We start from the raw sequence: 21406 nt of genomic DNA, 5'->3' as shown, positions 1-21406 counted from the left end.
CTTCTGGATGAAGCCGCGCAGGCTTTGCACGATGCGGCCGGCGCGGCGCGCTTCTTCGCCGATGCGGGCCACCGCGTCTTCGGCCTTGCCGGGTGGCGGCGTGTCTTGCGACAGCACGCTGTCGGCGACCGCGGCGTAGTTGGCGATCGCGGCCAGCGGCTGGTTCAGCTCGTGCGCGATGCCCGAGGCGAATTCGGCCAGGCTCGCCAGGCGGGCGGTGCGCTGCAAGAGCTCGTCGCGCTCGCGCGCCACGCGGGCCGCTTCGTGCTCGGCGCTGGTGTCGTGCAGCGAGGCCATCCAGCCCTGCGGCTCACGCTCGCTGCCGACCAGCGGCGAGGCGAACAAGCGCACCGGCAGCAGCGAGCCATCGGTGCGTTGCAGCGTCATCGCCTGGCCGAGCGGCGGGCTGTCGCCACGCATCATCGCTTCGTGCGCGGCGGCGCATTCGTCGCGCTGCTCGGCCGGCCAGAAGGGGAACGGTGCGGTGGTGCCGACCAGCGTCGCGCTGTCCAGCCCGAGCATGYGGCCCAATGCCGGGTTGGCGTAGATGATGCGGCCGTCGCGGCCAAACGCGACCAGCGCGGTCAGCAGCGAGTTCTCCATCGCTTGGCGAAAACGCAGCGCGTCGGCCAGCGCCTGTTGCGCCGCGAGCCGTTCGCGCAACCAACGCTGCAGCAGGCGCAGCAGTCCGACGATCAGCAGGCCGAAGGCGACCACCGCGGCGGCCAAACCGGCCAGCAGCGTTGACGGATGGCCGCTGGGGTGCGGGCGGGTCCACAACGCCAAGCCACTGTCGGGCGGGCCGAAGCCCAGTTGTTGACGGTCCGCGCCGTTGGCCGACAGGTCGGCCGGTAGCGCACCGTCGCGCGGCGACAGGCGCTTGTTCTGGCGGTCGACGAGCGCCAGGTCATAGCGCTGCACGAACCACCAGGGCACCTCTTGCTCCAGCAGGCGGTCCAGGTCGTAGGTGGCGATCAAGGTGCCGTAGGTCGAGCTGTCGTCGGTGACCGGCAGGGCCAGCACCCAAAGCGGCGCGCCTTGCTCGATCACCTTGCTGTACTCGGGCTGCTGCAGCGTGTGGGCGCGTTCGATCGCGCTGGCGATCAGCGGGTCGCTCAATGGCGGAAGGTGGCTGGGTCGTTGCTCGTAGGCGGGCAGGCCGGCAACGCGGCGGCCGTTGCGGTCGAGGCAATCGATCGCCACCAGTGCCGGGTATTCCTTCATCAGCCCATCGATGCGGACGGTGAATTCGGCCAGCGCGACGGGCAAGGGCGGCGCCACGTCGTGGGCCCAGTTGCCCAGGATGTGCTGGTGCTGGTCCAGCGTTGCGCGGATGGTTTGTTCCAGCCACAGCCCGTCGAGCGCACTGCGGTGCTCTTGCTGCTCGCGCTGGTCACGCAGCCATTGCCAGCCCAGCGTCGACGAGACGAACAAGCCCAGCACCAGCGCCAGCGAGGCGGCCCACCAGGGCCAGCGGCGGTGAACAAAGGGCAGGTGGGCGTCGGGCACGGTGACAGAGGCGTGGGGCGGTGCCGGATGAGCGACACCCGGCTTGGCCCGCAGCATAGGCGATGGCCTCGGTGCCACAGCCAACGTAACGTGGAGCTTTCCGCCGCTGGTGCCTGGGCGGCCGCCGTTGGTCAAGCCCGTGGCCTCATGGCGATGCCGAGGGCGGGCGATCCATCAGTGCGGCCACGCCGCGCAGGCCTGCATCACAGCCCAGCGTGGCCGGCACCAGCTCGTGGTGGTACAGCGGCGGCAGGGCCTGCAACGCAGCGCGCAACCGCGGCAGGTAGCCGGGCCGCAGGCCCAAGCCACCACCCACGGCGGTGCGTGTGATGCCCAACAGAACGCTCAGGTCGGCCAGCTTGGCCGCCAGCACCGCCACCGCGTGTTGCAACGCGGCTTCGGCGCGCGGCTCACCCGCATCGGCGGCGTCGCACAGCGCACTGGCGTTGGCGTAGCCGAGGGCGTGAGCCTCGCGGGTCAGCGCCGTGCCGGAGGCATACTCTTCCATCGGCCGGCCATCGGCCGCGAGCGTTTCGCCCAGTTCCGCGTCCAACCCGTTGCGGGCCCGGTGCAAGCGATCGCCCAGCACCAGCCCCGCGCCGACGCCGGTGGAGACGGTCACGAAACAGAACTCGCTGCAGCCGCGGCCGGCGCCGTGCTGGTATTCGCCCCAGGCCGCGGCGCGCGCGTCGTTGAACACCTGCACCGGTCGGCCCCAGTGTTCGCTCAAACGCGTGGCGAGCGGAAACGCCTGCCAACCTGGCAGGCCGGCATGGGCGGTGACGCAGCCGCGCTCAACGAAGCCGGCAACGGCCACGCCGATTGGCAGCGCGGGTTCGCTTCGATCGGCCCGCAGCAGGTCGGTCAGCGTCGCGACCACTGCCTCCGGCCCGTCCTGCGCCGGCGTCGGCACATGGGCGCGCCAGGTGATATGCCCGCTCTCTACGAGGGCTGCGCGGCTGTGCGTGCCGCCTATGTCCAATGCGATCACTCGGCTCACGCGTGGTCCCTCCATTCGATTGGCACTTGATTGGACGGGTGAGGCCGGCCGCTCACAAGGCGGCGATCTACCGTGCCGCAGCGGTAGTTCTACCGAGAAGAATTCGTTAAAACAATGCCAGTGTGTTACCAGTTTGTGAGAGGAGGTTGCCGCAAATAAGTCCAAAGTGGTACGCTACTGGTATCTTATTGATTGCCACTGCTGCCGACGCCATGCCGACCTCTCTCACTGCTTCTTCCGCATTGCTGCTTCGCCTGGTTTGCGTGGCGGCATGTGCTCTCGCACCCGTCCTGCACGCGGCCGAGACGGCCCCGGCCGCCGCTGCCGTTGAGGCGGCCCGCCCGGCGGTGGGCGCAGTGCTGAGCGAGGCGCAGGCGCTGGTCAACAGCGGCCAGGGTGCGCAGGCCAGCGCCAAGCTGAAGGCGGTCGACTCGCTCGGGCCGTTGAACGCCTACGAGGCTTTCATGCTGCAGCGCCTGCGGGGTGCGGCGGCGCTGCAAGAAGGTGACCTGACGCGTGCGCAGACCGCCTTCGAGGCCGTGCTGGCGGCCCAGCGCCTGACGCCCACTGAGCAATTGCAGACCCTGGCCTCGCTGGGCCAGATGCTGTACCGCGCGAAAGACTATGCCGCCGCGGCCAAGTGGTTGCAGCGCTATGCCGAAGCCGGCGGCAATGGCGTCGAAGTGCTGGCACTGCGTGCCCCGGCCGCGTATTTCTCGAAGGACTACGCGACTGCGCGCACCATGCTGCTGACCGCGACCCAGGCCGATGCCGACGCATCGCGGCCGACGCCGCTGACGACCTGGCGCCTGCTGGCCAACGCGCAGCACCAGCTGGGCGACGACGCCGGCTACCGCCAGAGCCTGCGCCGGATGGCGGTGCAGCACCCGCAGCCTGCGTTCTGGGCCGAGCTGGTGCAGCGCGAGCTGGGCGAGCCCGGCGCGTGGCCGGAGCGTCAACTGCTCGACGTGCAACGCCTGCTGCGTGCAGCGGGGGCGTTGGGCGGCATCGACAACGCGCTGATCCTGGCCGCGCAGGCGCAGCAGGCCGGCTTTCCCGGCGAGGCAGTGAAGGTGATCGACGAGGCGCTCGCGCAACCCGGCGTGACGCCGCAGCAGATGTCGACGCTGACCCAGCGCCGCGACTCGGCCCAGCGTCAGGCCGAGGCCGACCGCCGCAACCGCGCACGCGACGAGGCCGCGGCTCTCAAGGCGCGTGATGGCCAAGCCCTGGTCACGCTGGGCTGGGCCTGGGTCACCGAAGGCCAGGCTGACACCGGCCTGCCGTTGATCGCGCAAGGGCTGCAGCGCGGCGGCCTGGCGCGCGCTGACGAAGCCCGTCTGCACCACGGCATGGCGCTGGCGCTKGCGGGCCAATCGACCGAGGCGCGCCAGGCGCTGGCGCAGGTCAAGGGTGAGCCCGGCCTGGTGGCACTGGCCGGGCTGTGGGCCGACTTCGCCGAACGTCGGGCCACCGCGACGCCGTGATGGCCCATGGTGGCGTCGATCAGGCCGCGCGCTGCGGCGCCGGCTTGACGCCCAGCGCGTTCAGCACGTCGAGCGCCACGCGGTCCGAAGACTGCGGGTTCTGGCCGGTGATGAACTGGCCGTCGCGCACGCTGAACGATTGCCAGTTCGGCGCGCCTTCGAACAGCGCGCCCAGTTCACGCAGCCGGCTTTCCAGCAGGAAGGGCACGGTCTCGGTCTGACCGGCAGCAGCTTCTTCTTCATCGGTGAACGAGTTGATGCGGCGGCCCTTGACCAGCGGCTGGCCGTCGGCACCCTTCGCGCTGACGAGCCCGGCTGCGCCGTGGCAGACCGAGGCCACCAGCTTGCCAGCACCGTAGGCGCTTTCGACGGCGCGCTTGACGCCGGCGTCGCCCGGCAGGTCCCACATCGTGCCGTGGCCGCCGGGGAAGAACACCGCGTCGTAGGTCGATGCGTCGAAGTCCGAGGCTTTCTTCGTGGCACGCAGCTTGGCTTGTGAGGCTTCGTCGGCCAGCCAGCGCTCGACCATCGGCTCGTTCTGGCCGCGCGGCTTCAGGCTGCCGACGTCGATCGGTGCAGGGCCTCCATCCGGCGAGGCCAGGTCGACCTGCAGGCCGGCGTCGACGAAGCGGTAGTAGGGCACGGCCAACTCTTCGGCCCACAGGCCGGTGGCCTTGCCGGTGCTGCCCATGCGGGCGTTGGAGGTCACGATCATCAGGATGCGGCGGTTCATCAAATCTCCTTCAGGCGGGCCGGTGAGGGGTAGAGGGGGAAGCAGCAAGTGCGGGGCCCGATGAAGCGAACTTTATGCAGTTACGCCGAGGCGATAAACTGGCTTAAATGAACATTACTCATTACCTCGTGTAATTCATGTCGCGCAGCTTCGACCCGATGCAACTGGGCAGCATCGAGCTGTTCTGCAAGGCCGCCGAGCTGAGCAGCTTCACGGCCGCGGCGCAGGCGCTGGGCATCACGCCGGCGGCAGTCAGCCGATCGGTGGGGCGCCTGGAGGCCCGGCTCGGCGCGCGGTTGTTCGTGCGCAGCACGCGGCAGATTCGCCTGACCGACGACGGGCGCAGCTACTACGAGCAGTGCGAACAGGCGCTGGCGCAGATCGAGCAGGCCGGCCGCGTGGTGTCGGGCCGCCAGAGCGAGCCGAGCGGCACCTTGCGCATCAGCGTGCCGACCACCTATGCGCACCACCGGCTGTTTCCGTTGCTGCCGGAATTCAACGCGGCGTTCCCGAAACTCAAGCTCGAGGTCAGTGTCTCGAACCGCAACATCGATTTCGTCGAAGAGGGTTTCGACCTGGCGATCCGGCTGGGCGCGCCGGCCGATTCACGCCTGGTCGCGAGGCCGATCGAAGAGGCCACGCTGGGGGTGTTTGCAGCGCCAAGCTATCTGAAGCAGCGCGGCACGCCGGCCACGTTGGCCGATTTGCGCCAGCACGACTGCATCCCGTTCGTGCTGCCGCGCACCGGCCGCGCGGTGTCGTGGCTGTTCTGCGAAGACGGTGCCGACATCGAGCGAGCGGTCGATGGCCCGGTGCGGGTGCTGGACGACGTGCTGGGCTGCGTGAGTCATGCACGCGCTGGCGGCGGGCTGTGCCAGATCTACCACTTCATCGCCGATGCGGCGGTGCGCAACGGCGAGCTGAAAGAGGTGCTGAAGCCTTTCGGCGGACGTTCGCGGCCGTTCACGATCCTGTATCCGCACAACCGGCATGTGGCGCCCCGGGTGAGGGCGTTTGTGGATTTCGTGGTGGCGCGGTTGGCGGTGAAAGACAAACGTTAGCTGGTGGGGCGCTTTGTCGGGTGAAGGTGGTGGCGGCAGGGCGGCGGCGGTGCCCCCGCTCTGCGGCCGCTCGCGGGCCACTGTCTCAGGCGATCGACGGGCTACCCATCAACACCGTGGTGCCCGAGATGCGTGGGGGCGACCGCGAATAAGGCCTCCGATCGGGGACACCGCCGCCGCCCTGCAGGCACGGTTGGGAGGGTACGTCGGTGGCCCGTCGAAGGCCGCTCAGATGCTGAGCCGGATGCGCTTCTTGTCCATCCACAGCACGACCAGCCACCAGAACAGCACCTCGGCCAAGGCGTAGAGGTGCGACACGGCTTTGGCGCCAAAGGCCGGGATCATCGAGTCGAACAGGTGGCCATAGAGCCAGCCATGCAGCGGCGTGCCGTCCAGCAGGCAGACCATCAGGATGCTGCCGGTGTAGACGGTGATCGCGTTGACGCCGAAGCGGCGGCCGATGGGCGGCACACCGAAGCGCTCGACCAGTGTGTGGGCAGCGGCCAGTGCCAGCGCTGAGATGCCACCGGTGAACAGCGCAAACGGCGGCGTCCACAAGTTCTTGTTCAGCGGCAGCACCGACGTCCAGTGCATCAGCAGCCCCCCCGCGATGAAGGCTGCGCCAGTCAGCACGATCGGGCGCAGCTGGCGCCGGCGCAGCCAGTCGCCGCACAGCGCGCCGAGCACGGTGTTGCTCAACGCGCCCAGCGTGCTGAGCAGGCCTTCCGGGTCGAAGCCCAGGCCGGTGCTGGGGTCGTAGTGGTAGGCGAAGCGGCCTAGCACCAGGGCGTCGATGCGCGACGGCAGGCTGTGGTCGCGGGTCAGGTCGCCCCACCACAGCAGCAGTGCGCCATAGACCGCCAGCAGCCCGGCGTAGACGAACCAGCGGGTCTTGGTGGCCAGGTGCAGGTAGAGCCAGCTGCCGAGGCCGAAGCAGATGCCGATGCGGGGCAAGATGCCCATCGGCCGCCAGGGCACCGGGTCGTCGCCCGAACTGGGCAGTGTCAGCACGGCGATGCCGGCCAACAGCCAACCGAGCGCGATGATGCGCGCGGCGCGCCACCACCAGCTGCGCTGCAAGGCCGCTGTGTCGACGGCGTTGTCCAGCTTCGGGCCACCGGCCAGCGCCAGCGACACGCCGACGAGGAACAGGAAGGTCGGGAAGACCAGGTCGGTTGGCGTGCAGCCGTGCCAGGCGGCGTGGCCGAAGGGGCCGAAGATGTGCGACCAGTCGCCCGGGTCGTTGACGAAGATCATCACGGCCACGGTCAGGCCGCGCAGCGCGTCGACCGAGTCGAAGCGCTTGGAAGGGGAAGATTGCATGGTGCCGCTAGGGGCCTGTACTGCCGGGGGAAGGCATCATGCCGCTTCCCCGCGGCGCTACGCCATCCCATAACCGCAGGCTGACGTGGCCGGGCCACGGGCACCATATAGTGGGCGCATCTTCACCCCTCGGGACTGTTGGATGCCGCAGGTTCGTTCGGCCTCATCCCTTCTTGTCGCGCTCGCGGTCACGGCGTGTGCCGGCCCGCTCTCCGTTCGGAACACGAAGGGCGTGGTGGTGGAGGTGGGGGACAGCCAGCCTATTGAGGGCGTCCAGGTGAAGTTGGACTGCCGCAAGTCCTCGCCCACCCTGCACGGCACCGTCACGATCAGGACCGTGGAGACGGTCAGTGGGCCGGATGGGCGCTTCGAGTTCACCGCGTCGGATGTGCGGGACTGTGACTACATGGTGCTGTCGACGACGAAGAAGGGTTTTCGCGAAGTCCTGGCGTGGACGAACAACCCGTACCGGGGCCCGTACGACGACATCCCCGAACGGGTCGGCATGGTCCGCGAGACGGCGGAGATGCGGATGAAGGATCTCGAGGGACTCTGGTTGCCCAGCGAGGCTCGCGAAAGGCTCGGAAACTCCCGGGCCGAGTTCTATTCCGAGAATCAGCGTTTCTTCCTGTCCCTCCAGATCGCGGCCACGCACGAGGAGATCCGATGGGTGGAGCAGCGCCACTGTCCACTGTTGATTGAGCTCTGGGCTCGGCTCAGCACCGAAGAGCGAAAGCACTTCATCAACGTTTCAGCGGAGGAATCGCTCGTTCCATCCCGAGAGGTGGATTCGCGTTGCCGCCAGACGCCTTGAGGGGTCGAGTCAGATGCTGATCCGCAGCTTCTTCGCGTCCATCCAGCGCAGCACGGCCCACCAGAAGGCGACCTGCGCCAGCGCCCAGGCGTGCGACGCGGCTTCGGGGCCGAAGCGGGGCACGAGCCAGGCGAAGCCTGCGTCGTACAGGTACCCGTGCAACGAGTGGCCATCCCACTTCACGCCGTACATCAGGCAGACCATCACCATGCTGCCCGCATAGGCGGTGATGGCGTTGACGCCGAAGCGGCGGCCGATCGGCGGTGCGCCGTGGCGATCGATTGCTGTGTGCAGCAGCACCAGGGCCAGCGCGGCGAGGCCGCCGGTGAACAGCACGAAGGCGGGTGTCCACAGGGCCTTGTTCATCGGCTGCCACAGCAGGTGCAACACAACGCCGGCGAGCGTGGCAATCAACCCAGCCAGCACGATAGGCCGGCGTTCGCGCCGGCGCAGCCAGTCGCCGCAGGCGGCTCCGAACAGGGTCGTGGCCAGGGCGCCCAGGGTGCTGAGCAGGCCCTCGGGTTCGTAGCCCAGGCCGGTGGCGGGGTCGTAGCGGTAGGCGAACGGGCCCAGCAGCGTCGCGTCCACGCGCGAAGGCAGGCTGGTGTCGCGACCGAGGTCCACGCCGGCCCCGAGCAGCAGGCCATAGCCCACCAGCAGCGCGGCCCACAAGCCCCATCGAACGCGCGGCGAGGTGTGCAGGTACAGCCAGCCGACCAGGCCGAAGCAGATGCCGATGCGCTGCAGCACGCCGAACGGCCGCCAGTGGTGGCCGAAGCTGAAGGCGATCAGCGCGGCCAGCGCCCAGCCCAGCAGCACGATGCGCAATGCCCGCAGCCACCACGCGCGCTGCAACGGGGCCAGGTCGTTACCGGCATCGAGCTTCGGACCACCGGCCAGCGCGAGCGCGACGCCGACGATGAACATGAAAGTCGGAAAGACCAGGTCGGTCGGCGTGCAGCCGTGCCACTCGGCGTGCTCGAACGGCCACCACAGGTGCGACCAGTCGCCCGGGTCGTTGACGAAGATCATCGCGGCGACCGTCAGGCCGCGCAGGGCGTCGACGCTATCCAGCCGTTGGGGGCGTTGGGTGTCCATCAGAAATTGCAGGGGCTGGCCAGCGCGGGTTCGGCTGAAGGAACAGTGTCGCGGCGCGCGACACCCGCCCGTCGCCACGCGACGACTGAGGCCTCGACGTCGGCCGGCGGCAGCACCTCGTTGCGGGCGTGGAAGACCCAGTCCACGTCTTGCCGGTAGACGCGCGGCGCGGCGCTGGGCGGCAGCAGGCCGCCGGACGAGAACCACAGGTTGAAGCTGATCGCCATCGGCACAACCGGGTGGTTGCGGCCGCTGTGCTCGGTGATCTGGCGGCCGTCGACGAACCAGCGGGTCACGCCGATCGGCGGGGGCAGCACCTGCATCACCAGCGTGTGCCAGCGGCCACCGAGCGCACCGAACTCTTCATGCGGCTGGTTGAAGGCCTGCCAGGGGTCGAGCCGCACGGTCTGCCAGGTGATGCCGTACAGCCGCGTCTTGTCGCTGCCCCAGCCGCCGTTGGCCAGGTACTCCCAGTCCATCTCGCTGAACTCGGGGTCGTAGTCGAAACGCAGCGGGCTGACCGCATAGAAAGTCTGGATCACCGGGTCACCGTCGACACCCGACACCGGCTCATCGGCAAATCGAACGCGGGCCGCGTAGGTGCCGGCCAGGTACTTGCGCGCGTGGCACAACTGGGCCTGCACGGTGCCTGCGCCCGTGCCATCGGTGCGGGCGCTCAGGCGCAGCAGCTGGTTGCCGGGCTGTGCTTCGTCCGGCGCGAGGCTGAGGGCATTGGCGCGCCATTGGGCGCCGTCGACACCGGGGTGGCCGGGGCCGTCGCGCAGCGTCCAGCCGCCTTCCTTCGCCAACTGCTCGGTGTTGCCGTAGCCGAAGTCGTCGAAGAAACGCTGAGGCTCGGCCGCGCCGGCGTTGCCGGCGCTCAGCAGCACAGCAGCCAACACGCCCACGCTGTACAACGCCAGCCCGAGCAGCGCCGCGGTGGTGCGCGGCTTCATGCGGTGGCTTCGGCCGCGTCGGAGCGGGGTGTTGCAGCGGCTGCGGTGTTGTCACGCCCCGGCAGCCGCACGAAGAACATCAGCACCAGCGCCGGCACGCCGCAGGCAATCGTCCAGAGGAAGAAGCGCTCGTAACCCATCGCGACCTGGATGTCGCCGCTGATCGTCTTCGAGAAGATGAAGCCCAGCTGCATCACGCCGGTACCGAGTGCGTAGTGGGCCGTCTGGTACTTGCCCGGCGCGACCGCCTGCATCAGGTACAGGATCATGCCGACGAAGCCGAAGCCGTAGCCGAACATCTCCAGGCTGACCAGCGCGCCGATGGTCGACATGTCAGTCGGGCGCAGCACCGCCAGCGCGTAGAAGGTCATGTTCGGCACGGCCATCGCGATGATCAGGATCGCCATCGCGCGCTTCAGGCCGAGCCAGGCGGTGAAGTAGCCGCCGAGCACGCTGCCGACAAGGAAGGCGAGCGTGCCGGCGCTGCCATAGACCACGCCGACCTGCTCGGTCGTCAGGCCCAGGCCGCCTTTTTCACGCGGCTCGATCAGGAACAGCGGGCCGATCGTCTGCACTTGCCCTTCGGCAAAGCGGAACAGCACGATGAAAAGGATCGCGAGCCAGATGCCGGGTTTTTGCAGGAAATCGGCGATCACCTCGCCCAGCGTCTTCATCACGCTGCTGGCCGACAGGTCGGCATGTTCGGTGTTCAGCGCACCGGGCAGGGCCCAGGCGTTGTAGGCCGCGAGCAGCCCGAGGATCACCGCCAGCATCGCGAAGATGGTGGACCAGGCCGGCGCGACGCCGATGGTCTTTTCCAGGTGACCGGCCAGCACCAGCAGGCCGCCCAGCGTGAGGAACTTCGAGGCGTTGAAGAACGCGCCCTGCCAGCCGGCATAGGCCGCCTGCAGCTTCGGCGGCAGGCTGGCCATGTAGAGGCCGTCGCAGGCGATGTCGTGCGTCGCCGAAGCGTAGGCCAACAGGAACAGCACGCCGATGCACGCGGCAAAGTACACCGGCAACTGCAGCGCCACCGCCATCAGCGCCAGCCCGACCGCGCCGGTGAACTGCATCACCACGACGATCAGCTTTTTGCTCTTGGCCAGTTCGAGGAACGGGCTCCACAGCGGCTTGAAAGCCCAGGCCAAACCGAGCACACCGGTCCAGCGCGCGATGCGGTCGTTCGGCTCGCCCATGTTCTTGAACATCAGGCCGGCGATCAGCATCACGACGAAGAACTGCAGGCCCTGCACGAAGTACAGGCTGGGCACCCAGGTCATCGGTGAACGCTTCGGAGCCGCGGTGGCGTGGGTGTCGGTGGTCACGGTTGAACTCCGAAGGACTGCTGAAAAAGGTCAGTGCGAATGCGGGGCTAGCACGACCGGCGCGACACCGGGCGCCGGAGCGCGGCCTTCGAGCCAATCACGCAGCGCGGCCAAGGCACCGTCGGCATAGCCCCAGGTCACGACGGCCGGTGCGGCGATGTCGGCGATCTGGAACGGATTCCACAGCGCCAGGTGCAGGTCTGGCTGCCAGCCGATCATCGACGCGCCATAGCGCTTGCGGTGGTTCGACGCGAGGATGGTCTTGCGGCCGTCGCTCGGCAGCGTGGCGGGGTCGAAGTTCGGCAAGTCGGTCACGCGCAGCAGCTCGACATCGGCATGCTCGGCAAACAGCGCGGCCACTTCGTCGGCGGCCAGGCCCGCTTCGCTGACGCCGTCGGTGTCGACGCGGTCTTGCGTGATGACGCGCAGCGGTGTGGCGAGGCCGGGCGGCGTCGCGCTGCCAAAGGCGCTCAGGCCCTGCGCCCAGACCGCGCGCATCAGCGTGTCGTCGTCGGCACGCCTTGCATCAGCGTAGGGCGTCGCGCCAGCCGGGTAGCGGCGGGCCAGCGAGTCCAAGCGCAAACGCGAGACCTGCATCGCGGCCGGGTCGAGCCGCCCGTCGCGCAGTGCTTCACCAACGGCTTCGATCGCGGCGCGCTGGTCTTCCAGCCGGCCTTGCGCCAGTGCCATGTCGGCGCCGGCCGCGAGCGTCAGCACCGCACCGCGGGCGTGGCCATAGCGGTCGAAGATGGCTTTCATCATCAGCGCGTCGCTGATCACCACACCGCGGTAGCCGATCGCGTCACGCAGCAGACCGGTCAGCACGCGGCGCGACAAGGTGGCTGGGTGCTCGGCGTCGAGCTGCGGGTAGACGATGTGCGCGGTCATCAACGCCGGCGCCTCGTCTTTCAACGCGCGGAACGGGATCAGCTCCAGCGCTTCGAGTTCGGCCAGGCTCTTGTCGACTGTCGGCAGCGCATGGTGCGAGTCGACATGCGTGTCGCCATGGCCGGGGAAATGCTTGACGCAGCAGGCCACGCCTTCGGCCAGCGAGCCGCGCATCCACGCGCCGGCCAAGCGGCCGACACGGTGCGGGTCGGCCCCGAAGCTGCGCTCGGCGATCACCGGGTTAGCCGGGTTGTTGTTCACGTCCAGCACCGGCGCGAAGTTCCAGTTGATGCCGAGACCTCGCAGGCCACGCGCCACTGCCGCGCCGATGCTCTCGGCGGCCACTTCAGCCTGCGCCGTGTCTTCGATCGCGCCCAATGCCATCGCGGCCGGCGCTTGCGGCAAGAAAGTGGCGCGGGCGACCGAGCCGCCTTCCTGGTCGATGCCGATCAGCGCCTGCGGGCCCAGCACCTCGCGCAAGTCCGACACCAGTTGCCGCACTTCGTCTTCAGTGCCCAGGTTCTTGCGGAACAGGCAGACCGCGCGAATGTGGTGCTCGCGCAGAAAGGCCGCGGTCTCGGCCGAGAGCGCCTTGCCCTCGATGTCCACCATCACCAGGTGGCCGGGTTGCAGGGTGCTCATTTCAATGGGTCCGGGTGACCTTCGCCAGATGGCGCGGCTGGTCCGGGTCCAGCCCGCGCGCGCGGGCCAGTGCCTCGACCATCGGATAGAAGCTCTGCACCGCAGCGATCGGGTCCAGGTCTTCGTGCGAAGTCATGGCCAATGGCAGCTCGGCGCCCGGCGTGCCCAACGGCGCGGCGAGCAGCACGCGCGCACCGCGGTCGCGCATCTCGGCGGCCAGCGCGATCAGCCCGGCTTGTGCCGGCCCGCGCGGCGCGAACACCAGCAGCGGGTAGCCTTCTTCGACCAGCGCCATCGGGCCGTGCTTGACCTCGGCGCCGGAGAACGCTTCGGCCTGGATGTTGCAGGTCTCCTTGAACTTCAGCGCGGCTTCCATCGCGATCGCGAGGCCGGTGCCGCGGCCGATCACGAACAGGCGGTCGGCGTGGCGCAGCGCTTCGACGCCGAGCGTCCAATCGCAATCCAGTGCCTGCGCCATCGCGAGCGGCAGGCTTTGCAGGGCCGATTGCAGCGCCGGGTCTTCGCCCCAGCCGGCGACGATGCGCGCGCCAGCCACCAGCTGCGCGATGTAGCTCTTGGTGGCGGCCACGCTGCGCTCCGGGCCGGCGTGCAGCGGCAGCACCCATTCGGCGGCTTCACCCAGCGGCGAGTCAGGCTGGTTGACGATCGCGACGGTGCGTGCGCCACCGTTGCGCAGGAAGCGCGTCGGCGAGACCAAGTCCGGGCTCTGGCCCGACTGCGAGAAGGCCAGCGAGACCAGGCCGTTGCACTGCAGGTGGGACTGGTACAGCGTGACCACCGACATCGGCAGCGAGGTGACCAGCCGGCCCAGCCGCGCCATCACCAGGTAGGCCATGTAGTGCGCGGCGTGGTCCGAGCTGCCGCGGCCGATGGTCAGCACGCTCTGGGGCGGCGTGTCGCGCAGCAGCCGGGTCAGCGCGGCGTAGGTGTCGGCGTCGGCGGCCAGCTGGCGCGCCACGGCCTGGGGAGCCTCGCGGCTTTCCTCAAGCATCCGAGTGGTCAAGGGTCTCTCCTTCGATGACGATGCGCGTCAGGTTCAGTGCAGGATCAAAAACGACGATGTCGGCCACCGCGCCCGGGGCGAGCCGGCCGTGCTCGGCCAGGCCCAGGTAGTCGGCCGCATAGGTGGACGTACGGGCCGATGCCTCGGCCACGCTGAGGCCCAGGCTGACGAAGTTGCGCAGGGCCTGGTCCATGGTCAGCGCGCTGCCGGCAAGCGTGCCGTCTTCCAGCCGCACACCGCCCAGGCACTTGAAGACCTTGTGGCGGCCGAGGCGGTATTCGCCGTCGGGCATGCCGGTGGCGGCGGTCGAATCGGTGACGCCGTACAGCTTCGGGATCGCGCGCAGCGCGGCCTTCAGCGCACCGGGGTGCACGTGCAGCAGGTCGGGGATGATTTCCGAGTACTCGGCATGCGCCAGCGCCGCACCGGCCATGCCGGGGTCGCGGTGGTGCAGACCGGTCATCGCGTTGAACAGGTGTGTGAAGCCCGCCGCACCGGCGTTCAACGCGGCGACACCGTCTTCATAACAACCGGCGCTGTGGCCCAGCTGCACGCGGTAGCCCTCGCGCACCAGCTGCGCGATCAGCTCGATGTGGCCCTTCAGTTCGGGCGCGACGGTGATCAGGCGGATCGGCGCCAGCGCATGCAACGCGCGCACTTCGTCCAGCGAAGCTTCACGCGCGAAGTCGGGTTGTGCACCGAGCTTGCCGGGGTTGATGTACGGGCCTTCGAGGTGCACACCCAGCACGCGGGCACTGTTCGCCGGCCGGCTGCGGCAGATCGGGCCTAACGCTTCGAATGCATGCAGGATGTCTTCGGCCGGCGCCGTCATCGTCGTCGCCAGCATCGAGGTCGTGCCGTGGCGGGCGTGGGTGCGGGCGATGTGGAACGCGGCTTCACCCGCATCCATCGTGTCGTGCCCACCGCCGCCGTGCACATGCAGGTCGATGAAGCCAGGCAGCAGCAGCGGCGCGCCGCTGGCCCGGACTTCAGCCTCGTCGACCGCACGGCCGTTGATCGACACGATGCGGCCGCCGTCATGCTGCAGTTCGCCCAGCCGCCAACCGAATGGCGTCAGGGCTGCACCTTCCAGGGTTTGTCTCATGTGGGTTCGCGTCGCATTTCGGCCACGAAGCCGTAGTACTCGCTGCGGCAGTAGGACTGCGTCAGCTCGACCGGCTGGCCTGATTCCAGGTAACCCACGCGGCTGATGTGCAGCACGGCTTGGCCGGTGGGCACGTTCAGGCGCTGGGCCAGTGTCGCGTCGGCATTGAGGGCGCGAAGGTGCTGCAAGGCTCGCACGGGCGCCTTGCCACTGTGCTCGAGGTGGGCATACAGCGAAGCCTCGACGGCACCCGGGTCCGGCAGCACCTGCTCGGGCAGCACGCTGACCTCGTAGGCCATCACCACGTCGTCGGCCAGGCGCAGCCTTTCGAGCCGCGCCACGCGGGCGCCGGTGGACAGGCCCAGCGTCAGCTGCTCGTCGGGCGAGACGGCGGTCAAGGCCCGCTTGAGCCAACGCGACGACGGCCGGAAGCCGCGCTGCTGCAGCTCTTCGGAAAAGCTCGTCAGCCGGGTCAAGGGTTGCTCCAGTTTCGGCGCGATGTAGTTGCCCGAGCCGCGCTTGCGCACCACCAGGCCCTGGCCGACCAACTGGTCGATCGCCTTGCGGGCGGTGACGCGCGACAGGCCGAGCGACTCGCTCAGCATGCGTTCCGAAGGCAGCGCCTCATCGGCCTGGTAACGGCCGGCGCGGATGGCCTGGGCGATCTTTTGCGAGAGCTGCACGTACAAGGGAACAGTGGTCCGCTCGTCGGGCCTCAGCTCGAAGGGCATGCCGTTGATCATGGAGTCTCCGCCAGCTTCATGCGCAACAGGTGCAGCGCGCCGTCGGCGGCGTCACCTTGGGTTTCACGGCAGCGCGTGCGCAGCGAGGCTGGCAAGCGGGCTTGCAGGCGGCGCGCGACGCTGCCGGTGCAGACGACTGGCAGTGTGCCGGCCGAATCGAGCGCACGCACCAGCGCGGCCAGCGACATCACCGCGGCATCGAGCAGCGCAGCCGCCTGTGCGTCGGTCTTTTCGTGATCGAACACCAGCGGCGCCAGGCTCGCATAAGCCGTCTGGTTGGCGCGGGCGCACCAGGCGAGCATCGCGTCGGCATCGGTGCCGGTGGCGGCACACACAGCGCGCGACAAGGGCCCGGCGCTGGCGCGGCCATCGAGCGTCTGCTGGGCCAGGCGCACGGCCTCGAAGCCGAGCCAGGCGCCGCCGCCTTCGTCGCCGATCGGGAAGCCCCAGCCGCCGGCGATGCGGCGCAGGCCATCGGCATGCCAGACCTCGGCCACGCTGCCGGTGCCGGCGATCAGCACCAGGCCGGGCTGGCCGCCATGGGCGCCGACCAGCGCAGTGAAGCTGTCGGTGTCGACCACCAGTTCGGCAAAGCCGGGGTTGTGGGCCTTGAACTCGGCCGCTTGTTCGGGGGCATTGACGCCGGCCAGGCCAGCGGCGAGGGCGCAGTCTTGCCAGGCGGCGGTGGGCAGGCCGGCCTGGGCGAAGGCCTGCGTCACCGCGTGGATGATCTGCTGCCAGGCGCCGGCCACGCCGTGCGACAGGCTGGACGGCCCGGCCTCGCCTTGGGCGAGGACTTGGCCGTTGGTGTTGCACAGCCGGGCCCGGGTTCCGGTGCCGCCGCCGTCAACGCCGATGAGGAAGCTCACAGTCACGAGGTGAATTCCTGCTGTTGGCAGTTCCAGTGAATTGGTCTGATACCAGTATAGTACCAGAGCTGAACCCGGTCAACGCGGCTCACCTCCCCAGTTTGCTACTACTTCGGCATAAGGAAAGTTGCTGGGGTGTCTTGGTACTAATACCAATTTGAGACCATCGCCGCCAACCGGCTGACACCGGTTGCTCGATGGTGTTCAGCAGGCGTTCACGGCGCGTTCAGGTGTTCCAAATTCTTGGCGCCTCGCCCGACAGGTTCCATCCCAGCGCTCGCCACTGCTCACGCACCGCCCGCCACAGCGCGAACACCGGCTCGACCCGATGGGCCAGCACCCGCGCGACAACGAGCCTTGCGTCCAACGCGCTGACGCCGGCGTGGCCGGCCAGCGCCGGGTGCTCGGTGAAGCAGGCGCGGGCACTGTCGAGCAGCGCGTCGCGCTGGGCGGTGCTCAGGGCGCTGCCACTGGCCCACCACATGGTGGCCAGCACGCCGTGGCCAGCCAGCCCGAGCGGCGACTGCAGCAGCGCCGTGTCGGCGGCAGCGATGCGGCCGCGCTCCAGCCACACGCCCGGCCACTCGAGCCGCTGCTCGATCACGCCGCTGTCGAAGGGCTCGCCGGCCGCGGGCAGGCCCAGCGCCAGCATGTCCCAGCCCAGCAGCTGGGCGCCGGGGGCCAGCTCKAAGCGCAGCCGGTTGTGTGCCTGGCAGCCGCGGTAGGCGATGGTTTCCAGCGGCAGCCATTCCAGCCGCGCGTCTTCGGCCAGCCGGGCCGTCACCTGTTGGATCGCCGGTGCGCCGGTGCTGCGGTAGAAGCGCGTGGCGCCGGGTGTCGTGACCACGGCGTGGCTGCCGGGTGCGAGTTGCAAGGTCACGTCCAGCTCGTCGCCCGCGACCAGCCCGCCGGGCGGGTGCACCAGTACGTGGTGGCAAATGCCCGGGCCCTCCGGGTACAGGCGCTGCAACACCCGCAGCGGGCCTTCGTGCACGTCGTGCGAGAGGGTGCGTTCACCGTCGCGCCGATAGTCGATCGCGAGCCGGCCGTGCCAGCCGGGGGTGGCGTTAGAAGCAGGCTCGTCCGCCCCGAGCGCGGCGCTCATTCCAGCGGCATCGGCAGGGTGTCGACGGCGCGGCGCACCCACTGGCCACGCGCCATCGTGGTGGCCAGGCCCTCGAGCCGCATGCGGCCCAACACGCGCCGGCTGGCGCCGAAGGCGAGGCCGGTCGAGTTGCCGAAGGCGAAGTAGGTGCCGGTGTCGCTGCGCCAGTTCAGCCGCAGCGTGGCCCACTGGCCTTGGCGCTGGATGCGGCAGATGTCGCCCGCGGCCAGGCTGTCCAGCCAGGCCTCGCAATCGCGTAGCGAGCGCTCGTCGGGGTTGTGCGCGTCCAGCGCGATCGGCACCGTGGCCAGTTCGTCGTGGCTGGGCCAGGCGTCAGGGTCAGGCGTGGCCATATCGTCGGGCTCATCGAGCAACGCGCTGAACTCGGTGTCCGGCGCCGGCCGCGGCCAGACGGCCAGCGCGCCCCGCAGGTCAATCACATGCTGCTGGACGCGTTCGCCCGGCATCTTGCCGATCTTCAACAGGCCGTCCTCGGCCTCCATGCGCAGGCAGTCCAGCTCGGCCGGCCGCAGCGGTGTGCGGCGGCGGTAGCTGCCAGCGTCGATGAACGATTCGACCGCGCCGAGCACCCGCTGGGTGGCAGCTGCTTCTTCGCCTTGCTCGGCATAGGCCTTGACGATGACCTGCAGCCACGGCCCGAGCAGAAACTGCCGCACCTCGGCCAGCACCGGATCGTCGTGCAGTCGCGCCGCCATCTGCGCACGCATCAAGGGCTCCAGCTCTTGGCGCGGCGGTTCGGCGCCCCGCGTGGCCGCTGCCGGTTGCGCGCCGACGGACGGCGGCGAGGTGGCGCCGCTCGGCAGCAAGGCGCTGCTCAGCGTCTGGCTGCGGGCGTTGGCGTCGGCCACGTCGTGCGCCTCGGCTTCGGCTTCGGCCAGCGCCTGCGCATAGCGCTCGGCGGCCATCGGCTGCGCAGCCGCTTCGAGCCCGGCGATGATGGGTTCGAGCCGCAGGTGCAGTGGCAACTGCAGGCTGCCGGGCGCGACATCGGTGTCGAGCTGGCCGAGCGCGGCCAGGCGGTCGATCAGCCGCCACAGCGGGTTGTCGACCGAGTCCAGCAGGCGCTGGTCGGCCGCCACGCTGCGCGCTACCGGCGCCGCCAGGCGAGCCATCAGGCCCTGCATGCCAGTGCTCAGACCGGCTTCACCGGCCACCTGGGCGAGCAACGCCGGAATCTGGCTGTTGGCCACGCTGACGCCGCGACCACCGGTCTGACCGGCAGGGCTCGGGCTCGCGCCAGCGGCTTGGCGGGCGCCACCGGCCGGCCGAGCTTCAGGCTCGCGGCGGATCGTGTAGCGCGCGGGCTGCAGCCCCCATTCGTTCAGCATCTCGACATGCTGCTGGTACAGGCCGGCCAGCGCATGGGCCAACGGGTCGGCCACCGTGCGCAGCGCGGCCAGGCGCACGGCGGGGTTCAAGTCGGCGCCGTGCAAGGTGGCGCACAAGGCGCCCACGACGCGGGCCGGGGCCAGCGGCAAGGTCTCGTCGCGCGCGCCACCAGGCACCGGCGGCGCACTGGCCAGGCGGCTGCGCAGGTCGCGCAACGACCATTCGGCGGCACCTTCGATCGCCTGCACGACACGGGTCGACTCGATGTCTTCGTCGACGTCGTCGTCCGACATCAGGCTCAGGCCGCCGGGCACGCTGAAGCCGCTGGCGAAGAAGGGCATCGGCGAGCTGGTCGCTGGTGCCTTGCGGGTCTTTGGCTGCACCAACTCGGCCGTCCAGGCACCGGCCAGGGCGGGCAGTTCCTGCCGGGCCTGGCGCTGGGCCGGCGTGATCCAGATGCCGCCGCCGCTGGGCGCGCCAGCGGCCTCACGGCAGATCTGGGCCAGCAGTGCGGCAGCGTCCACCTGGCATTGCGCGAGGTAACGCTGGTACAGCGTGGCGTTGGCATCGGGCGCGGCGGCGGACTGGGCTGGGCTCATCGGCATCAGGCGTTTGTCGACGCTCACAGGGTACTGCGGGGTTCAACCCCCATTGTCACTGCCGGTGTTTTGCCCGGTTGTTGCCGGCCCTGGTCCTGGGTGTGCGAGCTTTCACGGACCGGTCGACGTCAGCAGGTCGGCGAGCGTGCGGGCGACGACCTGGGTCGCGCGGCGCAGGTCTTCGAGCAGCAGGTGCTCGTCGGCCCGCTTGGCATTGCTTTCGAGCACCGTGCGCGGCCCGGCACCGTAGATCACCGCCGGAACGCCGGCCGCGCCGTACAGCCGCACATCGGTGTACAGCGGCGTGCCACAGCAGGGGATCGGCTCGCCGAAGATGGCTTGCGCGTGCTGCTGCACGGTGGTCGCCAGCTTCTCGTGGCCGGGCAGCGGCTTGAGCGACTGGGCCAGCAGCAGCCGGCGCAACTCGGCCCGAATGCCCGGGCATTGCGCCACCGTTTCGGCAATCAGCGCGCGCAACTCGACCTCGACCTCGATCGCGTCTTCTTCCGGGATCATCCGGCGGTCCAGCTTCAGCGTCACCTTGCCCGGCACGACGTTGGTGTTGCTGCCGCCTTCGATCCGGCCAACGTTGAGGTAAGGGTGGGTGATGCCCGGCACCTGCGAGCGGCGCATGCGCAGCAGCGTGTTGTGCTCGTACAGCGCGGTCAGCAGCTTGTTGGCCGCCTGCAGCGCGTCGATGCCCGTCTCCGGGTAGGCGGCGTGCGAGGCCAGGCCGTGCAGCGTCACCTCCATCTGCAAGCAGCCGTTGTGCGCGGTGACCACCTGGTAGCTGAAGCCGGCGGCGATCAGCAGATCGGGCTTCGTCACCTTGTGGCGCAGCAGCCAGCCCGGGCCCAGCTCGCCGCCGAACTCTTCGTCGTAGGTGAAGTGCAGCTCGATCGCGCCGTGCAGCGTTGGCGCGACCGCGGCGAGCGCCCGCAGCGCAAAGGTGTAGGTCGCGAAATCGCTCTTGCTTACTGCGGCGGCGCGGCCGTAGAGCCGGCCTTTGTCGATCTCGCCGCCATAGGGCGGGTGAACCCAGCCGTCGCCGGGCGGCACCACATCGCCATGGGCGTTCAACGCGATCGTCGGGCCGCCGGCGCCCAGCCGGTGCCGCACCACCAGATTGGTGATCGAGACCATGCCCTGCGCCTGCACGTCGGCGGCCGGGACCGGGTGGCGTTCGGCCTGAAGGCCCATCTCGGCCAACAGCGCCGCGGTGCGTTCTGCGTGCGGCGCGTTGTCGCCCGGTGGCGTGTCGGTCGGCACCTGCACCAGGGCTTGCAGAAAGCGCACCTCCTCGTCGAAGTGGGCGTCGATCCAGGTGTCGAGAGCTTCGTGCACGTTGCTCATTCGAGTCCTTCCAGCAGTTGGCGAAAGGCGTCGACGGCCAACTGTGCGTCGTCGTCGGTCACGCTTTCGAGCGGGTTGTGGCTGATGCCGGAATTGCCGCCGCGCACGAACAGCATCGCTTGCGGCATCACATCGTGCAGCTTCATCGCGTCGTGGCCGGCGCCGCTGGGCAGGCGGTGCAGCGGCAGGCCGAGCGACTGCACCGCCGCTTCCCAGCGCGCCTGCCAGGCCGGGGCGCTGGGGGCGGCCGAGGCTCGCATGGTTTCGGTCAAGCGGTAGCGCAGGCCACGCGCGTCGGCGATGCGTTGCAGCGCGCCGGTGACTTCGTCGGCCAACGCGTCGCGCGCCGCGTCGGTGGGCGCGCGCAGGTCGAGGCTGAACTGGCAGCGGCCCGGCACCACGTTGATCGAGCCGTTGGGCAC

The 21406-nt window shown here is 69.5% G+C and carries 19 protein-coding genes; 3 read left to right on the top strand and 16 right to left on the bottom strand.

All coding sequences use genetic code 11. The features are described from left to right. Both AC1DYI_RS07925 and AC1DYI_RS07920 read right to left on the bottom strand, forming a co-directional pair. Positions 1–1509, bottom strand: a 1509-nt coding sequence (locus AC1DYI_RS07925) for a PAS domain S-box protein (RefSeq protein ID WP_477203545.1), incomplete at its 3' end; no start/stop codon positions are given. A 145-nt stretch (positions 1510–1654) separates the two neighbouring features. Then, entirely contained in the window at positions 1655–2509 is an 855-nt protein-coding gene (locus AC1DYI_RS07920) for an ROK family protein (RefSeq protein WP_477203544.1), read from the bottom strand. 212 nt (positions 2510–2721) lie between these two features. Here AC1DYI_RS07920 and AC1DYI_RS07915 point away from each other — a divergent pair, with 212 nt between their 5' ends. Then, positions 2722–3996 (top strand): tetratricopeptide repeat protein, encoded by a 1275-nt coding sequence (locus tag AC1DYI_RS07915; RefSeq protein ID WP_477203543.1) that lies wholly within the window; start codon positions 2722–2724, stop codon positions 3994–3996. A 19-nt stretch (positions 3997–4015) separates the two neighbouring features. Here the strand turns inward: AC1DYI_RS07915 and AC1DYI_RS07910 are convergent, their stop codons facing one another. Further along, positions 4016–4729 (bottom strand): type 1 glutamine amidotransferase domain-containing protein, encoded by a 714-nt coding sequence (locus AC1DYI_RS07910; protein WP_477203542.1) that lies wholly within the window; start codon positions 4727–4729, stop codon positions 4016–4018. 137 nt (positions 4730–4866) lie between these two features. Here AC1DYI_RS07910 and AC1DYI_RS07905 point away from each other — a divergent pair, with 137 nt between their 5' ends. Continuing rightward, positions 4867–5790, top strand: coding sequence for a LysR substrate-binding domain-containing protein (locus AC1DYI_RS07905; RefSeq protein ID WP_477203541.1), 924 nt, complete (start codon positions 4867–4869; stop codon positions 5788–5790). A 228-nt stretch (positions 5791–6018) separates the two neighbouring features. Here the strand turns inward: AC1DYI_RS07905 and AC1DYI_RS07900 are convergent, their stop codons facing one another. Next, positions 6019–7113: an acyltransferase family protein gene (locus AC1DYI_RS07900; RefSeq protein WP_477203540.1), complete on the bottom strand. Its 1095-nt coding sequence runs from the start codon at positions 7111–7113 to the stop codon at positions 6019–6021. 142 nt (positions 7114–7255) lie between these two features. On the opposite strand from AC1DYI_RS07900, the gene AC1DYI_RS07895 reads away from it, so the two are divergent. After that, entirely contained in the window at positions 7256–7927 is a 672-nt protein-coding gene (locus AC1DYI_RS07895; protein ID WP_477203539.1) for a hypothetical protein, read from the top strand. 9 nt (positions 7928–7936) lie between these two features. Here the strand turns inward: AC1DYI_RS07895 and AC1DYI_RS07890 are convergent, their stop codons facing one another. From AC1DYI_RS07890 to AC1DYI_RS07835, 12 genes are all read right to left on the bottom strand, one after another. Next, positions 7937–9025, bottom strand: coding sequence for an acyltransferase family protein (locus AC1DYI_RS07890; protein WP_477203538.1), 1089 nt, complete (start codon positions 9023–9025; stop codon positions 7937–7939). Further along, the gene (locus AC1DYI_RS07885) at positions 9025–9981 is read right to left on the bottom strand and encodes a glycoside hydrolase family 16 protein (protein WP_477203537.1); all 957 of its coding nucleotides are present in this window, start codon (positions 9979–9981) and stop codon (positions 9025–9027) included. Before AC1DYI_RS07885 ends, AC1DYI_RS07890 begins: the two co-directional genes overlap by 1 nt. Beyond that, positions 9978–11306 (bottom strand): MFS transporter, encoded by a 1329-nt coding sequence (locus AC1DYI_RS07880; RefSeq protein WP_477203536.1) that lies wholly within the window; start codon positions 11304–11306, stop codon positions 9978–9980. Before AC1DYI_RS07880 ends, AC1DYI_RS07885 begins: the two co-directional genes overlap by 4 nt. A 30-nt stretch (positions 11307–11336) precedes the next feature. Beyond that, on the bottom strand, positions 11337–12836 hold the full coding sequence (nagZ, locus tag AC1DYI_RS07875) for a beta-N-acetylhexosaminidase (protein WP_477203535.1): 1500 nt from the start codon (positions 12834–12836) through the stop codon (positions 11337–11339). 1 nt (position 12837) lies between these two features. Next, the gene (locus AC1DYI_RS07870; RefSeq protein WP_477203546.1) at positions 12838–13848 is read right to left on the bottom strand and encodes an SIS domain-containing protein; all 1011 of its coding nucleotides are present in this window, start codon (positions 13846–13848) and stop codon (positions 12838–12840) included. Then, positions 13841–14965 carry an N-acetylglucosamine-6-phosphate deacetylase gene (nagA, locus tag AC1DYI_RS07865; RefSeq protein WP_477203534.1) on the bottom strand — a complete coding sequence of 375 codons (1125 nt, stop codon included), beginning with the start codon at positions 14963–14965 and terminating at the stop codon, positions 13841–13843. Before nagA ends, AC1DYI_RS07870 begins: the two co-directional genes overlap by 8 nt. Next, positions 14962–15708, bottom strand: coding sequence for a GntR family transcriptional regulator (locus AC1DYI_RS07860; RefSeq protein ID WP_477203533.1), 747 nt, complete (start codon positions 15706–15708; stop codon positions 14962–14964). Before AC1DYI_RS07860 ends, nagA begins: the two co-directional genes overlap by 4 nt. Continuing rightward, positions 15705–16583, bottom strand: coding sequence for a glucosamine kinase nucleotide-binding domain-containing protein (locus AC1DYI_RS07855; RefSeq protein ID WP_477203532.1), 879 nt, complete (start codon positions 16581–16583; stop codon positions 15705–15707). The genes AC1DYI_RS07860 and AC1DYI_RS07855 overlap by 4 nt, the downstream gene beginning before the upstream one ends. Positions 16584–16803: 220 nt before the next feature. Further along, the gene (locus AC1DYI_RS07850) at positions 16804–17682 is read right to left on the bottom strand and encodes an urease accessory protein UreD (protein WP_477203531.1); all 879 of its coding nucleotides are present in this window, start codon (positions 17680–17682) and stop codon (positions 16804–16806) included. Next, positions 17679–19658: a DUF1631 family protein gene (locus tag AC1DYI_RS07845; RefSeq protein WP_477203530.1), complete on the bottom strand. Its 1980-nt coding sequence runs from the start codon at positions 19656–19658 to the stop codon at positions 17679–17681. The genes AC1DYI_RS07850 and AC1DYI_RS07845 overlap by 4 nt, the downstream gene beginning before the upstream one ends. Before the next feature lie 84 nt (positions 19659–19742). Continuing rightward, the gene (locus AC1DYI_RS07840) at positions 19743–20984 is read right to left on the bottom strand and encodes a M20/M25/M40 family metallo-hydrolase (protein ID WP_477203529.1); all 1242 of its coding nucleotides are present in this window, start codon (positions 20982–20984) and stop codon (positions 19743–19745) included. Beyond that, a partial coding sequence (locus tag AC1DYI_RS07835) for a M20/M25/M40 family metallo-hydrolase (protein ID WP_477203528.1) occupies positions 20981–21406 on the bottom strand: 426 nt, incomplete at its 5' end. The genes AC1DYI_RS07835 and AC1DYI_RS07840, both read right to left, overlap by 4 nt.

This window comes from Ideonella sp. P3_A4 (genome assembly GCF_056403075.1).
The sequence above is the reverse complement of the archived record's forward strand: the minus strand, read 5'-3'. Positions and strand labels throughout refer to the sequence as shown.

Coding starts and splice junctions, on each gene's coding strand:
- AC1DYI_RS07900 (WP_477203540.1), bottom strand. CDS start 7,113: ATGCAATCTTCCCCTTCCAAGCGCTTCGACTCGGTCGACGCGCTGCGC.
- AC1DYI_RS07870 (WP_477203546.1), bottom strand. CDS start 13,848: ATGCTTGAGGAAAGCCGCGAGGCTCCCCAGGCCGTGGCGCGCCAGCTG.
- AC1DYI_RS07885 (WP_477203537.1), bottom strand. CDS start 9,981: ATGAAGCCGCGCACCACCGCGGCGCTGCTCGGGCTGGCGTTGTACAGC.
- AC1DYI_RS07840 (WP_477203529.1), bottom strand. CDS start 20,984: ATGAGCAACGTGCACGAAGCTCTCGACACCTGGATCGACGCCCACTTC.
- AC1DYI_RS07890 (WP_477203538.1), bottom strand. CDS start 9,025: ATGGACACCCAACGCCCCCAACGGCTGGATAGCGTCGACGCCCTGCGC.
- nagA (WP_477203534.1), bottom strand. CDS start 14,965: ATGAGACAAACCCTGGAAGGTGCAGCCCTGACGCCATTCGGTTGGCGG.
- AC1DYI_RS07905 (WP_477203541.1), top strand. CDS start 4,867: ATGTCGCGCAGCTTCGACCCGATGCAACTGGGCAGCATCGAGCTGTTC.
- nagZ (WP_477203535.1), bottom strand. CDS start 12,836: ATGAGCACCCTGCAACCCGGCCACCTGGTGATGGTGGACATCGAGGGC.
- AC1DYI_RS07895 (WP_477203539.1), top strand. CDS start 7,256: ATGCCGCAGGTTCGTTCGGCCTCATCCCTTCTTGTCGCGCTCGCGGTC.
- AC1DYI_RS07860 (WP_477203533.1), bottom strand. CDS start 15,708: ATGATCAACGGCATGCCCTTCGAGCTGAGGCCCGACGAGCGGACCACT.
- AC1DYI_RS07910 (WP_477203542.1), bottom strand. CDS start 4,729: ATGAACCGCCGCATCCTGATGATCGTGACCTCCAACGCCCGCATGGGC.